Source organism: Pseudomonas sp. LBUM1660 (genome assembly GCF_059695935.1).
On sequence record NZ_CP166795.1, the window covers coordinates 553,740 to 578,118 of the forward strand.

General features: G+C 60.7%; 20 protein-coding genes and 1 riboswitch. Of the genes, 14 read left to right on the forward strand and 6 right to left on the reverse strand.

Features of this window, described 5'->3' with window-relative positions; genetic code table 11:
* Nucleotides 1–23: 23 nt before the first annotated feature.
* The 3 genes from ACA068_RS02580 to ACA068_RS02590 form a co-directional block, all read right to left on the reverse strand.
* Complete coding sequence (locus tag ACA068_RS02580) at nucleotides 24–836, reverse strand: aldo/keto reductase (RefSeq protein WP_497307371.1); 813 nt, start codon at nucleotides 834–836, stop codon at nucleotides 24–26.
* Nucleotides 833–2,008 carry an NAD(P)/FAD-dependent oxidoreductase gene (locus tag ACA068_RS02585; protein WP_497307373.1) on the reverse strand — a complete coding sequence of 392 codons (1,176 nt, stop codon included), beginning with the start codon at nucleotides 2,006–2,008 and terminating at the stop codon, nucleotides 833–835. The genes ACA068_RS02580 and ACA068_RS02585 overlap by 4 nt, the downstream gene beginning before the upstream one ends.
* A gap of 242 nt (nucleotides 2,009–2,250) precedes the next feature.
* Nucleotides 2,251–2,583 carry a DMT family transporter gene (locus ACA068_RS02590; protein ID WP_008027887.1) on the reverse strand — a complete coding sequence of 111 codons (333 nt, stop codon included), beginning with the start codon at nucleotides 2,581–2,583 and terminating at the stop codon, nucleotides 2,251–2,253.
* A gap of 103 nt (nucleotides 2,584–2,686) precedes the next feature.
* Between ACA068_RS02590 and ACA068_RS02595 the strand changes: the two genes are divergently transcribed.
* Both ACA068_RS02595 and waaA read left to right on the forward strand, forming a co-directional pair.
* On the forward strand, nucleotides 2,687–3,607 hold the full coding sequence (locus ACA068_RS02595) for a LysR family transcriptional regulator (protein ID WP_497307375.1): 921 nt from the start codon (nucleotides 2,687–2,689) through the stop codon (nucleotides 3,605–3,607).
* Complete coding sequence (gene waaA, locus ACA068_RS02600) at nucleotides 3,600–4,880, forward strand: lipid IV(A) 3-deoxy-D-manno-octulosonic acid transferase (RefSeq protein WP_497307376.1); 1,281 nt, start codon at nucleotides 3,600–3,602, stop codon at nucleotides 4,878–4,880. Before ACA068_RS02595 ends, waaA begins: the two co-directional genes overlap by 8 nt.
* A gap of 51 nt (nucleotides 4,881–4,931) precedes the next feature.
* On the opposite strand, the gene ACA068_RS02605 is transcribed toward waaA, so the two are convergent.
* Nucleotides 4,932–6,371, reverse strand: a complete 1,440-nt coding sequence (locus ACA068_RS02605; RefSeq protein WP_497307378.1) for a TolC family outer membrane protein — start codon at nucleotides 6,369–6,371, stop codon at nucleotides 4,932–4,934.
* Nucleotides 6,372–6,563: 192 nt separating this feature from the next.
* A riboswitch (TPP riboswitch) is annotated at nucleotides 6,564–6,669 on the forward strand.
* A gap of 166 nt (nucleotides 6,670–6,835) precedes the next feature.
* Here ACA068_RS02605 and thiC point away from each other — a divergent pair.
* The gene (gene thiC, locus ACA068_RS02610) at nucleotides 6,836–8,725 is read left to right on the forward strand and encodes a phosphomethylpyrimidine synthase ThiC (RefSeq protein ID WP_497307380.1); all 1,890 of its coding nucleotides are present in this window, start codon (nucleotides 6,836–6,838) and stop codon (nucleotides 8,723–8,725) included.
* A 151-nt stretch (nucleotides 8,726–8,876) separates the two neighbouring features.
* The gene (cytX, locus tag ACA068_RS02615) at nucleotides 8,877–10,169 is read left to right on the forward strand and encodes a putative hydroxymethylpyrimidine transporter CytX (RefSeq protein WP_497307382.1); all 1,293 of its coding nucleotides are present in this window, start codon (nucleotides 8,877–8,879) and stop codon (nucleotides 10,167–10,169) included.
* On the opposite strand, the gene ACA068_RS02620 is transcribed toward cytX, so the two are convergent.
* A complete protein-coding gene (locus ACA068_RS02620; RefSeq protein ID WP_497307384.1) occupies nucleotides 10,138–10,884 on the reverse strand; it encodes an RsiV family protein in 747 nt (248 codons plus the stop codon). The two genes, cytX and ACA068_RS02620, sit on opposite strands and share 32 nt — an antisense overlap.
* A gap of 216 nt (nucleotides 10,885–11,100) precedes the next feature.
* Here ACA068_RS02620 and ACA068_RS02625 point away from each other — a divergent pair, with 216 nt between their 5' ends.
* The 9 genes from ACA068_RS02625 (at nucleotide 11,101) to ACA068_RS02665 (ending at nucleotide 21,214) form a co-directional block, all read left to right on the forward strand.
* On the forward strand, nucleotides 11,101–11,718 hold the full coding sequence (locus ACA068_RS02625) for an NUDIX domain-containing protein (RefSeq protein ID WP_131058782.1): 618 nt from the start codon (nucleotides 11,101–11,103) through the stop codon (nucleotides 11,716–11,718).
* On the forward strand, nucleotides 11,709–12,161 hold the full coding sequence (locus tag ACA068_RS02630) for a DUF1249 domain-containing protein (protein ID WP_008153350.1): 453 nt from the start codon (nucleotides 11,709–11,711) through the stop codon (nucleotides 12,159–12,161). The genes ACA068_RS02625 and ACA068_RS02630 overlap by 10 nt, the downstream gene beginning before the upstream one ends.
* 98 nt (nucleotides 12,162–12,259) lie before the next feature.
* Nucleotides 12,260–13,075, forward strand: a complete 816-nt coding sequence (gene cpdA / locus ACA068_RS02635; RefSeq protein WP_497307386.1) for a 3',5'-cyclic-AMP phosphodiesterase — start codon at nucleotides 12,260–12,262, stop codon at nucleotides 13,073–13,075.
* Between the two features lie 896 nt (nucleotides 13,076–13,971).
* Nucleotides 13,972–14,580 (forward strand): YqiA/YcfP family alpha/beta fold hydrolase, encoded by a 609-nt coding sequence (locus ACA068_RS02640; protein ID WP_497307388.1) that lies wholly within the window; start codon nucleotides 13,972–13,974, stop codon nucleotides 14,578–14,580.
* Nucleotides 14,581–14,634: 54 nt separating this feature from the next.
* The gene (gene parE, locus ACA068_RS02645; RefSeq protein ID WP_309675704.1) at nucleotides 14,635–16,539 is read left to right on the forward strand and encodes a DNA topoisomerase IV subunit B; all 1,905 of its coding nucleotides are present in this window, start codon (nucleotides 14,635–14,637) and stop codon (nucleotides 16,537–16,539) included.
* A complete protein-coding gene (locus ACA068_RS02650) occupies nucleotides 16,539–17,528 on the forward strand; it encodes an esterase-like activity of phytase family protein (protein ID WP_497307390.1) in 990 nt (329 codons plus the stop codon). The genes parE and ACA068_RS02650 overlap by 1 nt, the downstream gene beginning before the upstream one ends.
* Nucleotides 17,525–18,049 (forward strand): retropepsin-like aspartic protease family protein, encoded by a 525-nt coding sequence (locus ACA068_RS02655; protein ID WP_497307392.1) that lies wholly within the window; start codon nucleotides 17,525–17,527, stop codon nucleotides 18,047–18,049. The genes ACA068_RS02650 and ACA068_RS02655 overlap by 4 nt, the downstream gene beginning before the upstream one ends.
* Nucleotides 18,050–18,056: 7 nt before the next feature.
* On the forward strand, nucleotides 18,057–20,324 hold the full coding sequence (gene parC / locus ACA068_RS02660; RefSeq protein ID WP_497307394.1) for a DNA topoisomerase IV subunit A: 2,268 nt from the start codon (nucleotides 18,057–18,059) through the stop codon (nucleotides 20,322–20,324).
* A 176-nt stretch (nucleotides 20,325–20,500) separates the two neighbouring features.
* Nucleotides 20,501–21,214, forward strand: a complete 714-nt coding sequence (locus ACA068_RS02665) for a PqiC family protein (protein WP_497307395.1) — start codon at nucleotides 20,501–20,503, stop codon at nucleotides 21,212–21,214.
* 230 nt (nucleotides 21,215–21,444) lie between these two features.
* Here ACA068_RS02665 and ACA068_RS02670 read toward each other — a convergent pair whose 3' ends face one another.
* Nucleotides 21,445–22,971, reverse strand: coding sequence for an AhpA/YtjB family protein (locus ACA068_RS02670; RefSeq protein WP_497307397.1), 1,527 nt, complete (start codon nucleotides 22,969–22,971; stop codon nucleotides 21,445–21,447).
* A 135-nt stretch (nucleotides 22,972–23,106) separates the two neighbouring features.
* Between ACA068_RS02670 and serB the strand changes: the two genes are divergently transcribed.
* A complete protein-coding gene (gene serB, locus ACA068_RS02675; protein WP_054053330.1) occupies nucleotides 23,107–24,321 on the forward strand; it encodes a phosphoserine phosphatase SerB in 1,215 nt (404 codons plus the stop codon).
* Nucleotides 24,322–24,379: the final 58 nt, after the last annotated feature.

Below are 24,379 nucleotides of genomic sequence, written 5' to 3' on the forward strand. Positions count from 1 at the left end.
TGCTTAAGGCCGCGAGGGCGGCATCAGTTTCTACGTAGGACCTGGGCAACGGTCGCGACGTTGTGGGCGAGGTGCAGCGGATTGATGGTCCCGACAATAGCACTGGCAACACCCGGATGTTCGAACAACAACTCAAAGCTGGCTCGCACCGGGTCCACGCCCGGACTCAGGCAGACGTGACCGCTGGCGAGGGCTTTTTTGACCAGAATGGCTTTGCCGTGAGCAGCAGCATAGTCAATGACTGGCTTCTCGTTCCGTTCGTTCAGATTGTAGGTGACCATGGCGCAATCACCTTGTTCCAGAGCCTTCAAGCCACCTTCAACGGTTTTTCCGGAAAACCCGAAGCCGCGAATCTTGCCTTCGGCCTTGAGCGCGGCGAGGGTCGCGTAGACCTCGCTGTCATTGAGAATCGCCAGGTCGTTGCCGTCGGAGTGCACCAGCACCAGATCGATAACATCCGTTTCCAGGCGTTGCAGGCTGCGCTCCACTGAACGTCGAGTGTGGGCGGCGCTGAAGTCGTGACTCGACTGGCCGTCGGAAAATTCTTCGCCGACCTTGCTGACAATCACCCAGTCCTGACGCTGACCACGCAACAGCGGGCCGAGGCGCTCTTCGCTACGGCCATAAGCCGGGGCGGTGTCGATCAGGTTGATGCCCATGTCGCGCGCGAGTTTGAGCAGCATGCGCGCTTCGTCATCGCCGGGAATCTGGAAACCGCTGGGGTATTTCACGCCCTGATCGCGGCCAAGTTTGACGGTGCCCAGGCCCAGCGGTGAAACCAGCAGGCCGGTGCTGCCGAGGGGGCGAAGCAGGTCGTGCAGGGTCGGTTGGCTCATGGCAGCAGTTGCTCCCAGGCTGGAACGCAAATCGGTGGTTTTGGCAGGTCGGGCAGCGGCGCCGGATGGCTTGGCTGGATGTCGTCGCGCTGCAAAGATGCGATGACCCGGTCGGCGAAGTCCGGCGCCAGCGCCAGCTTGGTCGGCCAACCAACCAGCAGCCGGCCTTCCTCGGCAAGGAAGGCATTGTCAGGGCGAGTCAGTCCCGATTGCAGCGGCTCGGCGCGATCCACGCGCAAGGTGGCCCATTGCGCGGTGCTCAGGTCGATCCATGGCAGCAACTGGCCGAGTTCTTTCTGCGCGGTGGCGATTTGCTCGGCGGGTTCGCGGGCGACCCCTTCGGCTTCAGCAATGTCGCCGCCCATGTACCAGACCCATTGGCCATCGGCGGCAGGGTGGGTGGTCACGGTCAGGCGTGGTTTGGTGCCGCCGCCCAGGCAGTGGGCGTACAGCGGTTTGAGGCTTGGGCCTTTGGCGATGATCATGTGCAACGGTCGGCGCTGCATGGCGGGCTGGCTCAGCCCCAGGGCTTCGAGCAACGCCGCTGTGCCGGCACCGGCACTGAGTACGATGCGCTGGGCGCGGATCTCGCGCTCGTCGACCTTCAGACCCACCAGAACGCCAGCCTCCAGCAACGGTTCGATCTTCTGGCCGGCGAGCAGGCCATCACCGGCCAGATCGGCCAGGCGCTGAATCAGGCTCGGCACGTCGATCACCAATTCCGCCAATCGGTAAACCTTGCCCTTGAAGCGTTTGTCTTGCAGGGCCGGTGGCAGTTGCTCGCCTTTGACCTGATCGACACGTCCGCGCACCGCTTTGCTGGCGAAGAAGCTGGTGAGGTTGCCGGCGAGGGTGCCGGGGGACCAGAGGTAATGGGCTTCGGACAGCAGGCGCACACCGGACAAATCCAGCTCGCCGTCGCCGGCCAAGGCTTCACGCCAGCGACGCGGCATGTCGGCGATGGCTTCCGAGGCGCCGGTCAGGGCGCCATGCAGCGCGTACTTGGCGCCACCGTGGATGATGCCCTGGGACTTCACACTCTGCCCGCCGCCGAGGCTGGCGCTTTCCACCAGCACGGTCGAAAAACCCTGGCGGCGCAGGCGCGCATTCAGCCAGAGGCCGGCGACACCAGCGCCGACGATCAGAACGTCGGTGGAAATAACGGATGGCATGCAGCGACCTCAGTGTTCAAGACGAGGGCGCAGTATACAGACTCGAAGATTGGAGGTTTTACTGCTGATCAACAGAGGCTATACGCAGGACCTGTGGCGAGGGAGCTTGCTCCCGTTGGGTCGCGAAGCGGCCCCAAAATCTAACGATGCGGTTATTCAGATAAACCGCATCAGGCTATTTACGACTGCTTCGCAGCCGAGCGGGAGCAAGCTCCCTCGCCACAGGGGATTGGTGGTGCCAGTTAGTGGCCCGCGGTTTTGGAGAAGAGCTGGATGACGACGACGCCCAACACGATGAGGGCCATTCCGAGCATCGCAGGCACATCCAGTTTCTGCCCATAGATAAACAGCGCCGCGACGCTGACCATCACAATCCCCATGCCCGCCCATACCGCGTAGGCCACGCCCACCGGAACGCTGCGCACTACGAGGGTCAGCATCCAGAAGGCAATGCCGTAGCCGACAATCACCAGAATCAGCGGCAGCGGGGTGCTGAAGCCTTTGACGGCTTTCATCGAAACGGTCGCGATCACTTCGGCGCAGATGGCAATGGCCAGGTAGTAGTAAGCGGTCATAGGTGCGTCCTCGTGTGAAGTGTTGCGGTTTGAGGTCGGCATTTTAGAGATTCTCCAGATGCGGTAAAGTCATTACCTATCTGTTCTGAAGATGGGTTGTTGCATGAGCACACAATGGAATCTGGAACAGCTGCGCTTGTTTGTCAGCGTAGCGGAGCAGCGTTCGTTTTCCGCGGTAGCGCGGGATCAGCGCAAGGCGCAGTCGGCGGTCAGCAGTTCGATTGCGCTGTTGGAGGAGGACCTCGGCGTCAGTCTGTTCGACCGCAGCAGCGGCCGTCAGCCGAAACTCACCGAGGCCGGCAATGCCTTGCTGGAAGAGGCGCGGGAAGTCCTGCGTCAGTGCGAACGCCTGAACGGTCGGGCGCTGGCGATGATGCGCGGACAGGAGGCTCGTTTGCGTGTGGCCCAGGATGAGGCGATGCCCTATCAGCCGATCATCGAAAGCTTCGAGGCCCTGGCAGAGCAATTTCCCAGCCTTGAAGTGCAACTGACCAGCGCCGCCCAAGGTGATGTGGCGCGCAAACTGGTGGAGCGTCGAGCCGATCTGGGGCTGCTGTTCTATCACGATCAGATTCCCGAGGCGCTTGAGCGTCGGGTGCTCGGCAGCGTTGAGATGGTCACCGTCTGCGGCGTGGGCCATCCACTGGCGAAACAGGCGCAGGTTGATTGTCAGCAACTGGCGCAGCATCGCCAGTTGCTGATGTCCACGCAGTCCAGCGTCTACCCCGGCAGCGAACCGGCCAGCCCGCAGGTCTGGCGTGCCGACAGTTTCTACGTGATGGCGGAATGGCTGGTGCGCGGCCTCGGTTGGGCCTGGCTGCCCAGGCATGTGGTGCAGTACCCGGCGTATCAGGGCCTGATGGTCGAACTGGACAGCGAATGGACCCCGCCGGCGCTGGTTGTGGAACTGGTCTGGCGCCGCGACGAACCGCTTGGCCCGGCGGCCCGCTGGTTGGCTGAACGTTTTGCCGTGCACTTGCAGGCGATCGGCGAAAAAACCGATAGACTCCGCCGCCATGAATAGAACTCTCTACACCGCGCTGTTTTACCTGGGGCTGCCATTGGTAGCGATTCGGCTGTGGCTGCGTTCGCGCAAGGCGCCGGCGTATGCCAAGCGCATCGGCGAGCGCTTCTCCCTCGGTCTGCCGACGATGAAGCCAGGCGGCATCTGGGTGCACGCGGTGTCCGTGGGCGAGAGTATTGCCGCAGCGCCGATGATTCGCGCCTTGCTGCAACGTTATCCACAGCTGCCGATGACCGTGACCTGCATGACCCCGACCGGTTCGGAGCGCATCCATGCCCTGTTTGCCAACGAGCCGCGCATCCAGCACTGCTATTTGCCTTACGACTTGCCGTGCGCAGCAAAGCGATTCCTTGATCGGGTCCAGCCGAAACTGGCGGTGATCATGGAAACCGAACTGTGGCCGAACCACATCCATCAGTGCGCCAAACGCGGGATTCCGGTGGCGTTGGCCAATGCGCGACTGTCCGAGCGTTCGGCCAAGGGTTATGGCCGCTTCCGCAAACTGACCCAGCCGATGCTGGCGGAAATGAGCCTGTTCGCGGTGCAGACCGAAGCCGAGGCTCAGCGCTTTCGTGACTTGGGTGCGCGTGCGGACACTGTCGAAGTGACCGGCTCGATCAAGTTTGACCTGACCATCGATCCGCAACTGCTTCTGCGCGCCACCGAATTGCGCGCGCAGTGGCAGGCGCAGGAACGCCCGGTGTGGATCGCCGCGAGTACGCACGAAGGCGAAGATGAAGTGGTGCTGGCGGCCCATCGCCAATTGCTCGCCCATCATCCCGATGCGTTACTGATTCTGGTGCCGCGGCATCCAGAGCGATTCAACTCGGTGTTCGCGTTGTGCCAGCAGCTAGGGTTCGCCACGGTTCGTCGATCTTCCGGCGAGTCGGTCGCGGCGAATACGTCGGTGTTGCTGGGCGACACCATGGGCGAGTTGCTGTTTCTTTATGCCTTGGCGGACAGCGCGTTTGTCGGCGGCAGCCTGGTGCCGAACGGCGGGCATAACCTGTTGGAACCGGCGGCCCTGGCCAAACCGGTGCTGAGCGGCCCGCACCTGTTCAACTTCCTCGAAATCGCCGCGCAATTGCGCAGCGCCGGGGCGTTGCAGGAAGTGGAGGATGCCGAAGGCCTGGCGCTGGCGGTGCAGCGGCTGTTCGAATTGCCGCGCGATGCGCAGCTAATGGCGGAGGCAGGATTGAAAGTGATGCGCCGCAATCAGGGCGCGTTGCAGCGGTTGCTGGATGGGTTGGGGCGGTTGATCAAACAGTCTTGAATCTGTTGCTGATCCATTGTGGCGAGGGGCCCCCTCGCCAAAGGTTTACCTTTACTGCGTTGGATTTGCCTTCAACTGCGCCGCCGCAGCTTTGGCCAGATCTGGAGGCAGGAAGTCCTTGTCCGGGTTGTAGTCGGCCTTGAGATATCGCGCCAGGTCCTGCAAATCCCCCGGGCTCAACGTGCCGGCGGCCTGCTTCAAACGCAGGTTATCGAGTATGTAGTCGTAGCGAGTGTTGTTGTAGTTGCGCACGGAGGTGTACAGCTGACGCTGGGCATCCAGCACGTCAACGATATTTCGCGTGCCGACCTGGTAGCCGATTTCAGTCGCTTCCACCGCGCTCTGGTTGGAGATGATCGACTGCTTGCGCGCTTGCACCTGCTCAACGTCGGTGTTCACTGCGCGATGCAGGTTGCGGGTGCTTTCCACCACTTGCCGGCGCAGGGATTCACGCTGCTGCTCGGACTGATCCAGCTGTGCATACGACTGGCGCACCTGGGAGTTGATCAGGCCGCCGCTGTAGATCGGGATATTCAGTTGCAAGCCCACTGTCGTTTGCTCGACGTTGCCACTGTATGGCTGGCCGAAGGCGTTCGGGTTGCTGAAGCCCAGAGCGTCGTTGTCACCTTTCTCGTATTTCGCCACGGCATCCACGGTGGGCGCGTGGCCGGCCTTGCGCTGCTTGAGGGTTTCTTCGGCGGCGCTGACAGCGTAGTTGCTCGCGAGCAGATTGAGGTTCTGTTTGGCTGCCGTATCGACCCAGGACTTGGCGTCGTTCGGTGATGGCGGCAGGATCGGCAAGGTATGGGAAATGCCCCAGATCGAGTTGTACTGACGGTTGGTCAGGGTGATCAGGGCTTCGAATGCATCATCCACCTGGCGCTGCGCGACGATTCGGTTGGCGCGAGCGGTGTCGTAGCTGGCTTGCGATTGCAGCACGTCAGTCTTGTCCGAGAGACCGACGTCGAAGCGTTCGTTGGACTGATCGAGCTGGCGTTTGAACGCGGCTTCTTCGGCCTTGGTTGACGCCAGGTTGTCCTGGGTTCGCAAGACATTGAAGTAGCTGACGGCAGTTTGCAGGATCAGGTTTTGCTGGGTTGCCGAGAGCAGCAACGCAGCCTGTTCGTTAACGTCTTTGGCGGCCTGGAACTGGAACCAGCGATCAGCACGGAACAGCGGTTGAGCCAGGGTCGCTTGATAGGAATGAGCGTTACGGTTGGCAGTCGCCGATGGCTGGTCGATGGCGGTGCGCACAGCGGCCAGTTCAGCGCCGCCTGAGAGATTGGGCAACAGCCCGGCGCGGGCCTGGGGCACGACTTCTTTCTGGGCGCCATATTGAGCGATGGCTGCAGCGAGGTCGGCGTTGTTGTCCACCGCTTCCTGGTAGACGCTGACCAGATCGGTCTTGGTCGATAAGGGCGCTTCTGCTGCCCATGCCATTCCATTGGACGCACAAGACACGGCAAGGGCCAGTGAGAGTTTGCGCAGCATTTGGCGATCCCTAAAAAATTACGCTGATAATTTGAGCGCCAAGGCTACGGCGCGGCACATACAGCGTCAAGGCGCGGCACGGCGTAGCGAGTGTAGTTGTGCGTAACGGTGGCAACAATCCTGTAATTGCGCCATTCATCATGGTGTTTACCGCGGTGTTGGCGTTCTTTGCCGGTTGTGTCTAGACTGGCCGGGTTCTTGTCGGGGTGCCTTGCTATGAGGCTGAGATCGAATAATTTCGGATCCCGTTGAACCTGATCAGGTTAGCGCCTGCGTAGGGAACAAGATTTCTCGTCACCCGGCGAGTCCTCTTGTGCTTCGTCCGGGATGTTGTTCGACAATCGAACACCCCTCGAGCACTGAGCACAGCACCAACGGCTTCGTTATGGCTGATTGGTCGCGTCCATTCGTTACAGGTTCACTCCGACAAAAATCCACTGCCTGGATGTGTTGGAGAGCCCGTGATGACGATAAAACTAAAAAATACGACGAACCTGAGTGACTCGGCCAAGGTCGATCAGCAATCAGTTCAGCCTTTTACTCGCTCGCAAAAAATCTATGTTCAGGGCTCTCGCCCGGACATCCTCGTGCCGATGCGCGAAATCAGCCTTGATGTGACCCCTACCGACTTCGGCGGCGAGATCAACGCGCCCGTGGTTGTGTATGACACCTCGGGTCCGTACACCGACCCCAATGTCATCATCGACGTGCGCAAAGGCCTCGGCGATGTGCGTTCGCCGTGGATCGAATCCCGTGGCGACACCGAGCGTCTGCCGGGCCTCAGCTCCAACTTCGGCCAGGAACGCCTCGCCGATGCCGAGCTGACCAAGTTGCGTTTCGCCCACGTGAACAACCCGCGCCGCGCCAAGGCCGGGGCCAACGTCAGTCAGATGCACTACGCCCGCAAAGGCATCATCACCGCCGAGATGGAATACGTCGCCATCCGCGAAAACATGAAGCTTGAAGTGGCTCGCGCCGCTGGCTTGCTGGACCAGCAACACGCCGGTCACAGCTTCGGCGCCAGCGTGCCGAAAATCATCACCCCCGAATTTGTCCGCGACGAGATCGCCCGCGGTCGCGCGATTATTCCGGCCAACATCAACCACACCGAACTGGAACCGATGATCATCGGCCGTAACTTCCTGGTGAAGATCAACGGCAACATCGGCAACAGCGCACTGGGTTCGTCCATCGAAGAAGAAGTGGCGAAACTGACCTGGGGCATTCGCTGGGGCTCGGACACGGTCATGGACCTGTCCACCGGCAAGCACATTCACGAAACCCGCGAGTGGATCATCCGCAACTCGCCGGTGCCGATCGGTACCGTACCGATTTATCAGGCCCTGGAAAAAGTCGGCGGCGCCGCTGAAGACCTGACCTGGGAGCTGTTCCGCGACACGCTGATCGAACAGGCCGAGCAGGGCGTCGACTACTTCACCATCCACGCTGGTGTGCTGCTGCGCTACGTGCCGCTGACCGCCAAACGAGTGACCGGCATTGTTTCCCGTGGTGGTTCGATCATGGCCAAGTGGTGCCTGGCGCACCACAAAGAGAACTTCCTCTACACCCATTTCGAAGACATCTGCGAAATCATGAAGGCCTACGACGTCAGCTTCTCGCTGGGCGATGGCCTGCGTCCGGGCTCGATTGCCGACGCCAACGACGCCGCACAATTCGGTGAGCTGGAAACCCTCGGCGAGTTGACCAAGATCGCCTGGAAGCACGACGTGCAATGCATGATCGAAGGCCCGGGCCACGTGCCGATGCAGTTGATCAAAGAGAACATGGACAAGCAGCTGGAATGCTGCGACGAGGCGCCGTTCTACACCCTCGGACCACTGACCACTGACATCGCGCCGGGCTACGACCACATCACTTCGGGTATCGGTGCGGCGATGATCGGCTGGTTTGGTTGCGCGATGCTTTGCTACGTCACGCCGAAGGAGCACTTGGGCCTGCCGAACAAGGATGACGTGAAGACCGGGATCATCACCTACAAGATCGCCGCACATGCCGCCGATCTGGCCAAAGGGCATCCGGGCGCGCAGATTCGCGACAATGCCTTGAGCAAGGCGCGTTTCGAATTCCGTTGGGAAGACCAGTTCAACCTGGGCCTTGATCCGGACACCGCGCGTTCGTATCACGATGAGACCCTGCCGAAGGATTCGGCCAAGGTCGCGCATTTCTGCTCCATGTGCGGGCCGAAATTCTGCTCGATGAAAATCACCCAGGAAGTCCGCGAATACGCGGCCAACCAACGGATCGAAACCGTCGACGCCGAAGTCGCCCAGGGATTGGCGGACCAGGCTGAGCGGTTCAAGCAGGAAGGCAGTCAGCTGTACAAGAAGGTTTGATCTGACCTGAGTAAGGTGGGCCTGCACAGGCCCCATCGCCAGCAGGCTGGCTCCCACACTGGATTTGTGGTGTTCACAAGTCCCCTGTGGGAGCCAGCCTGCTGGCGATTGAGATCAAAAGAACAACAAATGTCCCTCTGAGATAACACCCTTGAGCATTCAACCCAGCACTTATTCCCCCGACATCGCGGTGCCAATCGACAAACGTGTCTTCGGCGGTCGCGATCTGTTTTCCCTGTGGTTCTCCCTCGGCATCGGCCTGATGGTTTTGCAGACCGGCGCATTGCTCGCACCAGGTCTGGGCCTGTCCGGCTCGCTGCTGGCCATCTTCCTCGGCACGCTGGTCGGCGTTCTGCTGCTGGCTGCGGTCGGCGTGATCGGCAGCGACACTGGCCTGTCGTCGATGGCCGCGCTCAAACTCAGCCTCGGCAAACATGGCGCGAGCCTGCCGGCGGTGCTGAACCTGCTGCAACTGATCGGTTGGGGTTCGTTCGAAATCATCGTAATGCGCGACGCCGCCAGCCTGCTCGGCGCGCGGGCGTTCAGCGAAGGCAGCCTACTGTCGAATCCGCTGCTCTGGACCGTGTTCTTTGGTGGTTTGGCGACCTTGCTAGCCGTCAGCGGTCCGCTGACTTTCGTCCGTCAGATCCTGCGCAAGTGGGGTATCTGGCTGCTGCTGGCCGCGTGCATCTGGCTGACCTGGAACCTGTTCGCCAAAGCCGATCTGGCCGCATTGTGGGCACAGGCCGGTGACGGTTCGATGCCGTTCGCCGTCGGCTTCGACATTGCCATTGCGATGCCGCTGTCGTGGTTGCCGCTGATTGCCGACTATTCGCGTTTCGGCAAACGTGCGAAAAACGTGTTCGGCGGTACAGCGATTGGCTTCTTTATCGGTAACTTCTGGTTGATGAGCCTCGGCGTCGCCTACACCCTGGCGTTCGCGCCGAGCGGTGAAGTGAATGCCTTGCTGCTGGCATTGGCCGGTGCTGGCTTGGGGATTCCGCTGTTGCTGATTCTGCTGGACGAGTCGGAAAACGCCTTCGCCGACATTCACTCGGCGGCCGTTTCCAGCGGGATTCTGTTGCGCTTGAAGGTCGAACATCTGGCATTGGCGATCGGCGTGATCTGCACGCTGATCGCGTGCCTGGCGCCGTTGGCCCAGTACCAGAATTTCCTGCTGTTGATCGGCTCGGTGTTTGCGCCGCTGTTCGGCGTGGTGCTGGTGGATCACTTCATCCTGCGCAAACGCAGTGCTCAAGTCGCATCAGCCGCGTTGCGCTGGCCGGCGCTGCTCGCCTGGTTGGGCGGGGTGAGCACCTATCATTTGCTGGCTAATCTGTATCCGGACATCGGCGCAACCCTGCCGTCGTTGATTCTGGCAGGGCTGCTGCAACTGGTGCTCGGTCGGGCCTTCAGTTACGGCCGGGAAACAGCTCGGGCTTGAGAATGCCGTTCAGGCGAGGGTAGGGGATCTTCAGTTCGACGTGACCCAGCGCGTAAGGCGCGATGGTGCTGGTTTCGTACTTGAGGATCACCCCGCCGTAGGTCAGCGCCACGTTCTGGGTTTTCTGGAACGGCCAGCTCTTCACGAACTCCGGTTCCTGATCGAGCTTGGTGCTGATCAGCCAGCTGTTGTGCGCAACCTGCGCGGCTTTCCAGAACGCCTCTTCCTGCCCCGGCACCAACATGTCCGACAGGCTCAGCACTTTATGCTGCTGGCGCGAATAGTTGATGAAGCTGCGGCCCGGTGTGCCATGCGCGCCGCCGGTGTCCAGGTAGCTGGAAAACTCGACGATCACCAAGCCGTCATGCTGCTCCCGTACCTTGGCTTGCAGGTAGCTGCTGTAGCGCGGGCCGGCGGTGCGCAAAAACTCATCGCGATAGGCCGTCAGCGTCGGTGCCGCAGGGGCATCGGGCGAGGTGCGGGTCATTTGCAGCAGGCGCTTTTCGACAATGCCATCAAGTTGAGGCTCGGCCGGAAAGCGCAGCGTATCGATGTTCACCAGCGGGCAGTCAGGTGTCGTGCAACCCGGTTTCAGCGTTTCGGTGGCGTCGCGGGTGGTTTCCAGCGGTGCCCGATAGTTGGGTTGGAACAAGCTCTGGCAGGCGCCCAGGGTCAGGGCGATTGCGGCCATGGAGGCGATTTTAAAAAGCGACATGGGCGTCCTTCATAAAACAGGGAAAGGCAAAAAGTTATCCGCTTCGACTCTCAACGAAGCAGTCAGTTCGCCACTAAGCTAATTAGAGTTGGTTTCGCCCTCACCGTCTATCTCGCTGACGGGAAAGGGGCTGCATCAAACGGCGCGGGCGCGTTAGGATGGCGCGAAGTCGAGGTTGGGAGCCTCTTCATGGATTTGCAGTAAACGAGGATTGTCATGACTGATTTTGCCAACGCCATTCCGACCGCCGTTGATATCGTTCGGCGCGAAAAGTGCTACGAGGGCTTCTACAAGCTCGATCGTGTGCACTTGCGCCATGAGTTGTTTGCCGGTGGCATGAGTCGCGAGATCAATCGTGAAGTGTTTGTTCGCCATGATGCGGTGTGCGTGTTGCCATACGACCCGCAGCGCGATGAAGTGGTGCTGATCGAGCAGTTTCGCGTTGGCGCCATGGGCAAGACCGACAATCCGTGGCTGATCGAGCTGGTCGCCGGTCTGATCGACAAGGATGAAGTACCGGAAGAAGTTGCTCACCGCGAGGCGCAGGAGGAAGCTGGGCTTGTGTTCGGGGCGCTCTGGCCGATGACCAAATACTTTCCATCGCCGGGCGGCAGCAACGAATTTGTGCACTTGTACCTGGGGCGTTGCGACAGCACCGGAGTCGGCGGCCTGCATGGGCTGGAGGAAGAAGCAGAAGATATCCGCGTCACGGTCTGGGCGTTCGAAGATGCCCTGCAGGCCGTCCGCGACGGACGAATTGCCAACGCGGCCAGCATCATTGCCTTGCAATGGTTAGCTTTGAACCGCGCTGAAGTGAGGGGGCTATGGTCGTAAACAAGCTGCGCGATCGTTACAGGGTGGACCTCGTGGGGCTGCAAGCCTCGTGCGAGGCCAACTACGCGCGCCTCATGCGACTGCTGCCGGACATGCGCAACGAACCCGAGGCGCGGCGCATTGCCGTGACCCACGGCGACCAGATGCTCGGCGTGCTGGCCCTCGAAGTGCTGCAGGTCTGCCCATACACCACGACCCTGCAAGTGCGCCAGGAACACAGCCTGCCGTGGCTGCCGGTGCCACAACTGGAAGTGCAGGTCTATCACGACGCGTGCATGGCCGAAGTCGTCAGCGCCGAGCATGCACGACGCTTTCGCGGCATCTATCCTTACCCGAATGCCTCAATGCATCAGCCGGATGAAAAGGCCCAGTTGAATATGTTCCTGGGTGAATGGCTGAGTCATTGTCTGGCGTGTGGACATGAGTACGCCGTTGTGCGCTGAGTGTGAACTGCGTCAGGTTCACAGGTTTCCCCTTTTGATCGTCCCCCAGCATAATTGCGGCACTCATTTAATCCCGTGATTCAGCCTGGGAGAACGCCTTGCCGAGCGTATCCACATTGACCACCGCCGATCCGGCGTTGCTGGTGCAACTGTCCGACAGTCATCTGTTTGCCGAAGCGGACGGGACGCTGCTGGGCATGAATACCCGGGACAGCCTGCAAAAGGTCATTGAGCTGGTGCGCCTCCAGCAGCCGCAGATTGATCTGATCGTTGCCAGTGGTGATCTGTCTCAGGACGGGACGCTGGAGTCTTATCAGCTGTTTCGCGACCTGACCCGACAGCTCGATGCGCCGGCGCGCTGGATCCCCGGCAATCATGATGAACCGCAGATCATGGCTGAGGCGGCCGTGCAGAGCGCGTTGCTCGAGCCGGTGGTGGATGTCGGCAACTGGCGGGTCACTTTGCTGGATTCGGCGGTGCCGGGGTCGGTGCCGGGGTATTTGCAGGATGAGCAGTTGCAGTTGCTGGCTCGTTCGCTGAGTGAGGCGCCTGAACGGCATCATCTGGTGTGCTTTCACCATCATCCGGTGTCGATTGGCTGTGCGTGGATGGAGCCGATCGGGTTGCGTAATCCTGAGGCCTTGTTTGCTGTGCTGGATCGCTTTCCGCAGGTGCGTGCGATTTTGTGGGGGCATGTGCATCAGGAGGTTGATCAGGAGCGCAATGGGGTGCGGCTGATTGCTTCGCCATCGACGTGCATTCAGTTCGAGCCTGGGAGTGATGATTTCAAGGTCGGGGAGCAGGCGCCGGGGTATCGCTGGTTGCGGTTGTTGCCGGATGGGCGGATTGAAACTGGCGTTGAGCGGGTTACCGGGTTTGATTTTCAGGTTGATTACGGCTCGAACGGTTACTGACGGTTGCGAACTTGGCGGCCTTCGGGCCGACCATGTTGTGGTTGATTGGGTACATATCCATTTCTGCGGTAACGGCTGCTGGCGGTTTCGCCCTTACGGCGACTCACTTTTTTTTCAAACGCCTAAAAAAAGTAAGCAAAAAAACGCTCGCCCCAAGCGTCCGGCCCCTCGCTAAGGCTCGGCGTACCTTCGCTTCGGTATCCATCCGGGGACACTGCCCTCCGGTCTGCTTCGCGACGACCTACATGCAGCGTGTTCGACTGCGTCGAACGGCGCTGCGCGCCACTCCCCGGATGAACACCTCCACTCAGCCTCCCGACGGGGCGGGTGGATCAAGATCAAGAGCTGCAGGCGAGCTAACGCTCGGCCTGATGAGTGGTGAGGAGCGATGCGTGTACACCGAACCCTTGTAGGAGTGAGCCTGCTCGCGATGGCGGCCTGAAAGCCGACCAGCATTTTGCTGATACACCCAATCCAATTGTGGGAGCTGGACTGCCAGCGATGGCGGCCTGACAGCCGACCAACATTTTGCTGATACACCCATTCCAATTGTGGGAGCTGGCCTGCCAGCGATGGCGGCCTGACAGCCGACCAATCTCTTGCAGGTGGACACCAAACCCGGTGGGAGCTGGCTTGTCGGGTCGTCGCATCGCTGCGAAGGCGGCCTGACAGCCGACCAACATTTTGCTGATACACCCATTCCAATTGTGGGAGCTGGCCTGCCAGCGATGGCGGCCTGACAGCCGACCAATCTCTTGCAGGTACACATCATTCCACTGCGGGAGTGAGCCTGCTCGCGAATGCGTCTACTCAGACCCCCATGCCCGCCATGCATATCCCGATCCCCCCGACTCCCTGTAAACTCCGCCTTCTTTACCGACGCACAGGGAGCTCAAATGTCCGGTTCGATCCTTTATATCCACGGTTTCAACAGCGCGCCGTCGTCAAAAAAGGCCACGCAGTTGATGCAAGTGATGGACCGTCTGGGTTTGAGTGATCAGTTGCGCGTTCCCGCCTTGCATCACCATCCGCGTGAAGCCATCGGTCAGCTGGACAAGGCGATTGAACAGCTGGGGCGGCCACTGCTGGTCGGCAGCTCACTCGGCGGCTACTATGCGACTCACTTGGCTGAACGCCATGGCCTCAAGGCCCTGTTGATCAACCCTGCCGTCAGTCCGCATCGGATGTTCGACGGGTTCCTGGGGACGCAGAAAAACCTGTATACCGATGAGGCCTGGGAATTGACCCACGACCACGTGACGGCCCTGGCCGAGCTGGAAGTGCCGGCGCCCCGGGATCCGCAGCGGTATCAGGTGTGGTTGCAGACCGGCGACGAAACGCTGGACTATCGCCTCGCCCAGCAGTATTACCGCGCCTGTGCCTTGCGCATCCAGGCCGGCGGCGACCATAGTTTCCAGGGTTTTGCCGCGCAACTGCCGGCAATGCTGAGTTTTGCCGGTATCGGCGCAGATTTGTATCAGGCGATCGATTTCACAGCACTGTGAGTCGTCGCCTCTTTTTCACAGAACAGTTTTTTTACAGGCGGACGACGAGACCCCATGGCCACTCCCAGCGCTAGCTCTTATAACGCAGACGCCATCGAAGTCCTCTCGGGCCTCGACCCGGTGCGCAAACGCCCCGGCATGTATACCGACACCAGTCGGCCGAACCACCTCGCCCAGGAAGTCATCGATAACAGCGTCGATGAAGCCTTGGCCGGGCACGCAACGTCGGTGCAGGTCATCCTGCACGCCGATCACTCCCTGGAAGTCAGCGATGACGGCCGCGGCATGCCGGTGGATATCCACGCCGAAGAAGGCGTGTCGGGCGTCGAGCTGATCCTCACCAAACTCCACGCGGGCGGCAAGTTCTCCAACAAGAACTACCAGTTCTCCGGCGGTCTGCACGGGGTGGGTATTTCCGTGGTCAACGCCTTGTCGAACGAAGTCCGGGTGCGCGTAAAGCGTGACGGCAACGAATACCAGATGACCTTCGCTGACGGTTACAAGAAAACCGAGCTGGAAATCATTGGTACCGTCGGCAAGCGCAACACGGGTACCAGCGTGTTCTTCGCGCCGGACCCGAAATACTTCGATTCGCCGAAATTCTCTATCAGCCGCCTCAAGCACGTGCTCAAGGCCAAGGCCGTTCTGTGCCCGGGGTTGCTGGTCAGTTTTGAAGACAAGGCCACCGGCGAGAAAGTCGAATGGCATTACGAAGACGGCCTGCGTTCCTACCTGGTCGACGCGGTCAACGGATTCGAACGCCTGCCGGACGAGCCGTTCTGCGGCAGCCTGGCCGGTAACAAAGAAGCGGTCGATTGGGCCCTGCTGTGGTTGCCGGAAGGTGGCGACAGCGTTCAGGAAAGCTACGTCAACCTGATCCCGACGGCGCAGGGCGGTACCCACGTCAACGGTCTGCGTCAGGGCTTGCTCGATGCGATGCGCGAATTCTGCGAATTCCGCAGCCTGCTGCCGCGCGGTGTGAAACTGGCGCCGGAAGACGTCTGGGAACGCATCGCTTTCGTGCTGTCGATGAAAATGCAGGAACCGCAATTCTCCGGTCAGACCAAAGAGCGTCTGTCATCCCGTGAAGCGGCCGCGTTCGTTTCCGGTGTGGTCAAGGACGCGTTCAGCCTGTGGCTCAACGCCCACCCGGAAACCGGCATGCTGTTGGCGGAACTGGCGATCAACAACGCCGGCCGACGTCTCAAGGCCAGCAAGAAGGTCGAGCGCAAGCGCATCACCGCGGGGCCGGCACTGCCGGGCAAGCTGGCCGACTGCGCCGGGCAGGACCCGATGCGTTCCGAGCTGTTCCTGGTGGAAGGTGATTCCGCCGGCGGTTCCGCCAAGCAAGCGCGGGATAAAGAGTTTCAAGCGATCCTGCCGTTGCGCGGCAAGATTCTGAACACCTGGGAAGTCGACGGCAGCGAAGTGCTGGCCAGCCAGGAAGTGCACAACATCGCCGTGGCCATCGGTGTCGATCCAGGCTCGGCGGACATCGCCCAGCTGCGTTACGGCAAGATCTGCATCCTCGCCGACGCCGACTCCGACGGCCTGCACATCGCCACTTTGCTTTGCGCCTTGTTCGTCCAGCATTTCCGCCCGTTGGTGGATGCCGGTCACGTTTACGTCGCGATGCCGCCGCTGTACCGCATCGACTTGGGCAAAGAAATTTACTACGCCCTCGACGAAGCCGAACGCGATGGCATTCTCGATCGTCTGGTGGCCGAGAAGAAGCGCGGCAAGCCGCAGGTCACCCGATTCAAAGGCCTGGGTGAAATGAACCCGCCGCAGCTGCGCGAAACCACCATGGACCCGAACACTCGGCGTCTGGTGCAGTTGACGCTGGACGATTTCGAAGCGACTTCGGAAATGATGGACATGTTGCTGGCGAAAAAACGCGCCGGTGACCGCAAATCCTGGCTGGAATCCAAAGGCAACCTCGCCGAGGTTCTTGGCTGATGCGGGTTGGCTTTGCCCTGGCGTGTGCGTTACTTCTGACCTCGGTTACGGCGTTTGCCGAACTGGCACCGGAGTTGCGCCTGTTGTCTGAGCATCCCGTCGACGGCATGCGCGGCGGCAATCTGTCGGGGCTGGCCCAGTGTGGCAAGGACCTGTGGACGATCTCCGATCGCGACGATGACCAGATCTACCGCCTCGATACCCGCGACACGGTCTGGCAGGCCGAAACCGTGGGCATCGGCGTGCCTGCGGTGCCGGACAGCGGTTTGCCCTGGGGCTTGCGTTCGCGGGCCTGGGGCGCGGCGTTTGTACGGGGCGGGGACCTGGATTTTGAAGGCATCACTTGCGACAGCGCCGGTAATCGCTACATCGTCAGCGAGTCCCATGCCGCGATCCTGCAAGTGCCGCCTGTTGGGCCGTCGTCCTGGCTGAAGATCTCGCCGATGCTGGTTCGCGAAGCTCGGGCCAGTGGCATGCTGTTGCAGTTCAATGCGCTGTTCGAGGGGCTGGCGATCAATCCGGCGGGCGATCAGTTGTGGCTCGCCGCCGAGCGTCAAAGCCGTGGCTTGTTGCTGATCAAGCGCAAACAGACGGTGTGGGATTGCGACGGCGGTTGCGTGCTGCTGAGCGAGGCGGGGAAAGAAATGCAGCCGGCACCGTTTCCACGGGCCAAAGCCGTCACTCGGGACTTTGCCGATCTGTCGCTGTTCAACGGCAAGCTGTTTACCCTGGAACGCAACGCTTACCAGATCTGCCGCCGCGACCCGGTGACGGCCAAGGTCGAGCGCTGCTGGTCGTTTGCCGATGAAGCCTTGCAGGAACACCGCCGCTATCAAAATCCGTTTGGTCTGACCGAAGCGCTGATCGTCGACGCCGAGGGCGCCTGGGTCGGCACTGACAACAACAACGATGCCCGCGCCGATGGCGAGGTTCGCCCCGTTGTCTGGCGTTTCGCCGCGCCTGAGGGTGGCTGGAGTGCCAAGCCGTGAGCCAGCAAACGCCGGGAAAGCGCGCCGGCCGGGTGTTTATGGTGCTGGCCTGGTGCGCGGCGCTGTTCCTGGCGACGCGGTTTTTCGGCCAGTGGGAGGATCGGCAGCAAAATCCCAATGTGGTCGTCACCTCGGAGCAGGGCGAAGGTTTTATTGAGGTGAAACTGGCCAGCAACACCCAGGGGCACTTCGTCGCCAGCGGCCAGATCAACGGCCAGCCGGTGGATTTCATGCTTGATACCGGGGCAACCGATGTGGCGATCCCGGCGCAAATGGCCGGACAGTTGAAACTGGAACAAGGCTTCGGGGTGACCCTGAGCACCGCCAACGGGCGTACCGAGGGTTATCGAACCCGCGTCGACCGGCTGCAACTGGGCGACATTGTGCTGCGTGATGTGCGCGCCATCGTCGTGCCAGGCCTGGATGGCAAGCAAGTGCTGCTCGGTATGAGCGCGCTGAACAAACTTGAATTTACCCAGCGCGGTGGCACCATGCTGCTGCGCCAGACAACGAACCGATGAGGCCCGCATGAGCGACTCCCTTGATCTCAGCCTGGACGGTGTAGAACGCCGGTCACTGGCTGACTTCACCGAAAATGCCTACCTCAACTACTCCATGTACGTGATCATGGACCGTGCCTTGCCGCATATCGGCGACGGCCTGAAACCGGTACAGCGGCGCATCATCTATGCGATGAGCGAGTTGGGGCTGGACGCCGATTCCAAGCACAAGAAATCGGCGCGTACCGTCGGTGACGTGCTCGGTAAATTCCACCCGCACGGCGATTCGGCCTGCTACGAAGCCATGGTCCTGATGGCTCAGCCGTTCAGCTACCGCTACACGCTGGTCGACGGCCAGGGTAACTGGGGTGCGCCGGATGATCCCAAGTCCTTCGCCGCCATGCGTTACACCGAGGCGCGGCTGTCGCGTTATTCCGAAGTCCTGCTCAGCGAGCTGGGCCAGGGCACGGCGGACTGGGGGCCGAACTTCGACGGTACACTCGACGAGCCGCTGGTGTTGCCGGCACGCTTGCCGAACATCTTGCTCAACGGCACCACCGGCATCGCCGTGGGCATGGCCACCGACGTACCGCCGCACAACCTGCGCGAAGTCGCGACAGCCTGCGTGCGCTTGCTCGATGAACCCAAAGCCACTGTCGAGCAGCTCTGCGAGCACATCCAGGGCCCGGATTACCCGACCGAAGCGGAAATCATCACGCCTCGCGCCGATCTGCTGAAAATGTACGAAACCGGCAAGGGTTCGGTGCGCATGCGCGCCGTGTACCACATCGAAGATGGCGACATCATCGTCACCGCGCTGCCGCATCAAGTCTCGGGCGCCAAGGTGCTGGAGCAGATCGCGGCCATGATGCAGGCCAAGCCGTCCAAAGCCCCGCAGATCGCTGACCTGCGCGACGAATCCGACCACGAGAACCCGTGCCGGATCGTAATCATTCCGGGCGCGCGGAAGAACTTTGACCACGATGCGCTGATGCAACACCTGTTCGCCAGCACCGAGCTGGAGTCGAGCTACCGGGTCAACATCAACATCATCGGCCTCGACGGCAAGCCGCAGCTGAAGAACCTGCGTGCGCTGCTGGTGGAATGGCTGGAATTCCGCGTTCAAACCGTGCGTCGTCGTCTGCAATTCCGCCTCGACAAGGTCGAGCGTCGCCTGCACCTGTTGGACGGTTTGCTGATTGCCTACCTCAACCTGGATGAAGTGATTCACATCATCCGCACTGAGGAACACCCGAAAGCCGCGCTGATCGCACGGTTCGCCCTGAGCGAAATCCAGGCCGACTACATCCTCGACACCCGTTTGCGTCAGTTGGCGCGACTGGAAGAAATGAAGCTGCGGGCCGAGCAGGATGAACTGCTCAAGGAACAGGCCAAGCTGCAAGCCCTGCTGAGCAGTGAAGCCAAGCTGAAAAAACTGGTACGCACCGAGCTGATCAAGGACGCCGAAACCTACGGCGACGACCGTCGCTCGCCAATTGTCGAGCGCACCGAAGCCAAGGCCCTGACCGAGCACGATCTGCTGCCGAACGAGAAAGTGACTGTCGTGCTGTCGGAAAAAGGCTGGGTTCGTTCTGCCAAAGGCCACGAGATCGACGCCACCGGGCTTTCCTACAAGGCTGGCGATGGCTTCAGGGCCTTAGCGCCGGGCCGCTCCAACCAGTTCGCGGTGTTTATCGACTCAACCGGTCGCAGTTATTCGGTGGCAGCGCACACGTTGCCATCGGCCCGTGGCCAGGGCGAGCCGTTGACCGGCCGTCTGACGCCACCGCCAGGGGCTAGCTTCGAATGCGTGCTGATGCCGGAAGACGATTCGCTGTACGTGATCGCCTCCGACGCCGGATACGGCTTCGTGGTCAAGGGTGAAGACCTGCAAGCCAAGAACAAGGCCGGCAAGGCGTTGTTGAGCTTGCCGAACAACTCCAAGGTCATTCTTCCGCGCCCGGTGACGGATCGTGAGAACAATTGGCTGGCCTCGGTGACCACCGAAGGTCGCCTGCTGATCTTCAAGATCAGTGATCTGCCACAATTAGGTAAGGGCAAAGGCAACAAGATTATCGGGATCAACGGTGAGCGTGTGGCCAGTCGCGAAGAATATGTCACGGACATCGCCGTACTTCCGGATGGCGCCACTTTAGTGTTGCAGGCCGGAAAACGTACGTTGTCGCTGAAAGCAGACGACCTCGAACACTACAAAGGTGAGCGTGGTCGTCGTGGTAACAAACTGCCACGTGGCTTCCAGCGGGTTGATGCGCTGCTCGTCGAAAACCTCAATTAAGCGTGCTAGAGCGCTCGATCTACGATTTAACGCGTAGATCGACGCTTTGCCGCTGGAGTCGGAACGCATATTCACGGATGATATGGCCTTTCAAGCGCCGGCGTGGCCGAGCGTTCTTCATATTTATTGAGTATTTTCACTGTGGTGAGCCTTGTGGCAACCACCTGGATGGGACGATGACTGCTCTGCGCCTTCCTTTTATTTTGATGCTTGCTGGCGTTCTTGGCCTGGCGGGTTGCAGCGTTCACCAACCGGTGTCGCTGTATCAGCTGGACAGCGGAAGTCCGGTTCAGCCTGCGCAAAGCGCGGGCATGGCGGTATTGCTCGGCCCGGTAACGGTTGCGGATTACCTGCAACGCGAAACCCTGTTGCAGCGACAGCCGGATGGCAGCCTTCAGGCGTCGACCGACGGTCGTTGGGCTGGAAGCCTGTCTTCGGACATTGATCAGCTGTTGCTGCGTCAGGTAGCGGGCCATCTGGACAGCCAGCGGGTTGTACTGGCGCCTGCGACCCTCGGCTTCACGCCGGATGTTCAAGTGCTGCTGACGATTACTCGCCTGGACTCGGGCAAATCGCAACCGGCGATCCTGGATGCGCAATGGCGTCTGATCGACCGTCGTGGCCAGGTACGCGATAACCGCATCATTCACCTGCAGGAACAGCACGCAGGCGGTACGGCGGCTCAGGTTCAGGCTCAGGGTGTGTTGCTGCAGCGTCTGGCCGAGCAATTGTCCGTGGCGCTCAAGCCACTGGCTAATCAGCCACCGATCGCTGAAGCGCCAAAAAAGCCTGCCCCAAAGCCTGTAGCACCAGCGGCTGAGCAAGAGAAACAACCAAAGATCCCGATGGCTTCGCCGATCCGGACGGATATGGAAGTGTTCAGGTTCTAAGCCTGGATTGATTCAACACAAAGCCCGCCGTGATGCGGGCTTTGTTGTTTCTGGAGGTTGGAGATCTGTGCTGCCTGTCCTGGCCTCATCGCGAGCAGGCTCGCTCACAGTGGATGTGTGTTAGGCCGAGATCTCCTGTGGGAGCGAGCCTGCCCGCGAAGGCGTCAGAACAGGCAACAAAAAGCCCGCAGCCGATTGCTCGTCTGCGGGCTTTTTCATAGCTGGGTTATTTACGCCCGACGCTCATGCATCCGCGCCAGTTGCCGCTCCAGCATCGACGGATAAGGCTCCATCAACCGCTCCACACAGCACGCACCCTCAGGGCTGGCAATCGGGCGGATTCGCGCACGCTGGCGGATCAGCGCATCGTCACTGATCTTGCGTTCCACCAGCAGCAGGTTGCGGCTGTGTTGCGACAATGCCAGGGCATCCTGAGCGGCTTCGGTCAGCAGCAGGTCGATCTGGGTCAGGCCGAATAATTCGTCGCCCAGCGTCAGGCCCAGCTGCAATTGCAGGGTGATGCCGCTGTCCGCAACTTCGATCTGCAGCTGATGGCCCAAGGCTCGCAGTAATTCACCGCAGCAGATCGCGTTGGTCAGGTAGTCGTCGCCGCTGTCTTCGGTGTGGAACAGCATCAGCGTGCTGCCATCGTTCAGGGTGTGCAGTTCACTCTGATAGAGCGAAGCCGCCTGATCGAGGCAATCACGATAGCGTTTCAGCAGTTCTTCCAAGCGTGTGCGAGGCAGACGACGCAACTGATCCTGAGCGCCCAGTTGCACGGCCAGGACGGCGCTGTGCTGTGGCACGTTCGAAATCACCGGTTTTGCGAGCGGTTTAGGCGCAACGTCGGCTGATTCATCACGCAAGTCAGCAAACGCATCGTCGTCATCGTCGTCTTCAACGGTGCTGACACTGCGCCGTGGCGCAGGCTTGAGGCCGGCCACAGGCTTGCTTTCGTCGAAACTCGGATCCCGCAGGTTGCGCACTTCGAAGGACGGCTCGTTATCGTCGGCGTCTTCGTAGTCGCTGTCGTCGTATTCCGGCTCAGGTTCCGGTTCGGCCGGCTCCGGCGCGAAATTGGCGTGCAGCTGACGGGCCAGGTCGCCGATCTCGTCCTGGCGCTCGGTGGCCGGGGTGTATTCGTCGATATTGCGCAGCCACACGCGCAGTTGCAGCAACGGCGTGGAGATGTGCCGACCCAGGCGCAGGCTCAAGGCCAGGGACAGGGCCAGCAGAATCGCACTCAAAATGCCCATGCTTTGCAGGCTGATGGTCATCGGCTGCTGGAACTGATCCATGTCCAGGCTGATGCGCAGTTGCCCGGCGGTCACGTCCTGAAAGGTGATCTTGCTCTGGTACATGCCCTCGGCTTCGCCCAACAGGCTGTGCTTGGGGCGCTGACCGGCTTCGGCGAGGATGCGGTTATCCACGCTATAAATGGCGGCGTGGGCCACCAACTTGTTTTTGGTCAGGTTGTTGAGCAGTACGTTGAGGCTGAGGATGTCGTTGGACACCAACAGCTCCGTGGCGGAGGTGGCAGTCTGCGTGGTCAGGCTTTCGCCCAGCGCGTCAGCCTGCTCATGCATGGCCTGCTTGAACTGCAAACCCATCACGCAGGCGTAGATCACCAGGGCCAGAGCGACCAGGATCACGTTATGGCTGGCGATGCGCAATGCAATCGGTACACGGCGGTGGCGCAGTGCACGGAAGATCAGCAGAAAGAAGTTATCGGTTTTTACTGGCGTGGGCCGGTTCACTTGAGCTCGGCTCTTTTGTCCGTGAAGTTGACGCGCAGTATAGCGACAGGCCCTAGACCGGCAAAGCGCTCACGGTGCCCGATGGTCACTGAAAGTGGGTAGAATGCGGTTTTTTTCCACTTGCGGGGGTGCGCCTTGCGCGAAATCGTCCTGATAAACATCACGGGAGTCGACCGACCGGGTCTGACTGCGGCCATCACCGGCGTTCTGGCCCAGGGTGGTGTGAACATTCTCGACATCGGTCAGGCGGTGATCCACGACACCCTGTCGTTCGGCATCCTGGTTGAAATTCCTGATACCGAACAAGGCAAGTCGGTGCTCAAGGACATCCTGTTCAAGGGTTACGAGCTCGATCAACAAGTGCGCTTCACCCCGGTGTCCGAAGAGGATTACCAGCAGTGGGTCGGCAATCAGGGTAAAAAACGCCACATCGTGACGCTGTTGACCCGCAAAGTGACCGCCGGGCAATTGCAGGCCGTGAGCTCGATCACCGCCAAATATGGCCTGAACATTGATCACATCGATCGTTTGTCCGGGCGCATGCCGCTGGACACCCCGGCCGACAAGGGCAAAGGCTGCATCGAGTTTTCCGTGCGTGGCGAAGCGGCTGATCCGCAAGCGCTGCGAGCCGAATTCCTTAGCGTCGCCCAGGAACTGAACGTCGACATCGCCTTCCAGGAAGACTCGCTGTTCCGCCGTAACCGCCGCCTGGCAGTGTTTGACATGGACTCGACGCTGATCGAAGCCGAAGTCATCGACGAACTGGCCAAGGCAGCGGGCGTGGGTGACCAAGTGTCTGAAATCACCGAGCGAGCGATGGCCGGTGAGCTGGATTTTCGCGCGAGCTTCAAGGAGCGCCTGGCCTTGCTCAAGGGGCTGGACGTCAGCGTGCTGGATTCGATCGGTGCTTCGTTGCGTCTGACTGAAGGCGCCGAAACCCTGTTTGCCGAGCTCAAGCGCCTGGGCTACAAGACCGCGATTCTGTCGGGCGGATTCACCTACTTCGCCAAGCAATTGCAGGCCAAGTTGGGCATCGACTATGTGTTTGCCAACGAGTTGGAAGTGGTCGACGGCAAGGTCACCGGCGTGGCGGTCGAGCCGATTGTCGATGCGCAGCGCAAGGCGGATCTGCTGAAGGAGCTGGCGCACAAGGAAGGTTTGCGCCTGGAGCAGACCATTGCGGTCGGCGACGGTGCCAACGATTTGCCGATGCTGGCAATTGCCGGCCTGGGCGTGGCGTTCCGCGCCAAGCCGCTGGTGAAGCAGTCGGCGAAGCAGGCGATCTCCACCCTTGGGCTCGATGGCGTGCTGTATCTGCTGGGCTTTCGGGATCGCGACGGGCAACTCTGAGTCTCCCCAAGCCTGAAAGGCTCTTGTGGCGAGGGAGCTTGTCGGATCGCCGCACCGT

What these genes read in the sequence shown, in the direction of transcription:
- ACA068_RS02580 (WP_497307371.1), bottom strand. Translation starts at nt 836, where the DNA reads ATGAGCCAACCGACCCTGCACGACCTGCTTCGCCCCCTCGGCAGCACC.
- ACA068_RS02585 (WP_497307373.1), bottom strand. Translation starts at nt 2,008, where the DNA reads ATGCCATCCGTTATTTCCACCGACGTTCTGATCGTCGGCGCTGGTGTC.
- ACA068_RS02590 (WP_008027887.1), bottom strand. Translation starts at nt 2,583, where the DNA reads ATGACCGCTTACTACTACCTGGCCATTGCCATCTGCGCCGAAGTGATC.
- ACA068_RS02595 (WP_497307375.1), top strand. Translation starts at nt 2,687, where the DNA reads ATGAGCACACAATGGAATCTGGAACAGCTGCGCTTGTTTGTCAGCGTA.
- waaA (WP_497307376.1), top strand. Translation starts at nt 3,600, where the DNA reads ATGAATAGAACTCTCTACACCGCGCTGTTTTACCTGGGGCTGCCATTG.
- ACA068_RS02605 (WP_497307378.1), bottom strand. Translation starts at nt 6,371, where the DNA reads ATGCTGCGCAAACTCTCACTGGCCCTTGCCGTGTCTTGTGCGTCCAAT.
- thiC (WP_497307380.1), top strand. Translation starts at nt 6,836, where the DNA reads ATGACGATAAAACTAAAAAATACGACGAACCTGAGTGACTCGGCCAAG.
- ACA068_RS02620 (WP_497307384.1), bottom strand. Translation starts at nt 10,884, where the DNA reads ATGTCGCTTTTTAAAATCGCCTCCATGGCCGCAATCGCCCTGACCCTG.
- ACA068_RS02625 (WP_131058782.1), top strand. Translation starts at nt 11,101, where the DNA reads ATGACTGATTTTGCCAACGCCATTCCGACCGCCGTTGATATCGTTCGG.
- ACA068_RS02630 (WP_008153350.1), top strand. Translation starts at nt 11,709, where the DNA reads ATGGTCGTAAACAAGCTGCGCGATCGTTACAGGGTGGACCTCGTGGGG.
- ACA068_RS02640 (WP_497307388.1), top strand. Translation starts at nt 13,972, where the DNA reads ATGTCCGGTTCGATCCTTTATATCCACGGTTTCAACAGCGCGCCGTCG.
- parE (WP_309675704.1), top strand. Translation starts at nt 14,635, where the DNA reads ATGGCCACTCCCAGCGCTAGCTCTTATAACGCAGACGCCATCGAAGTC.
- ACA068_RS02650 (WP_497307390.1), top strand. Translation starts at nt 16,539, where the DNA reads ATGCGGGTTGGCTTTGCCCTGGCGTGTGCGTTACTTCTGACCTCGGTT.
- parC (WP_497307394.1), top strand. Translation starts at nt 18,057, where the DNA reads ATGAGCGACTCCCTTGATCTCAGCCTGGACGGTGTAGAACGCCGGTCA.
- ACA068_RS02665 (WP_497307395.1), top strand. Translation starts at nt 20,501, where the DNA reads ATGACTGCTCTGCGCCTTCCTTTTATTTTGATGCTTGCTGGCGTTCTT.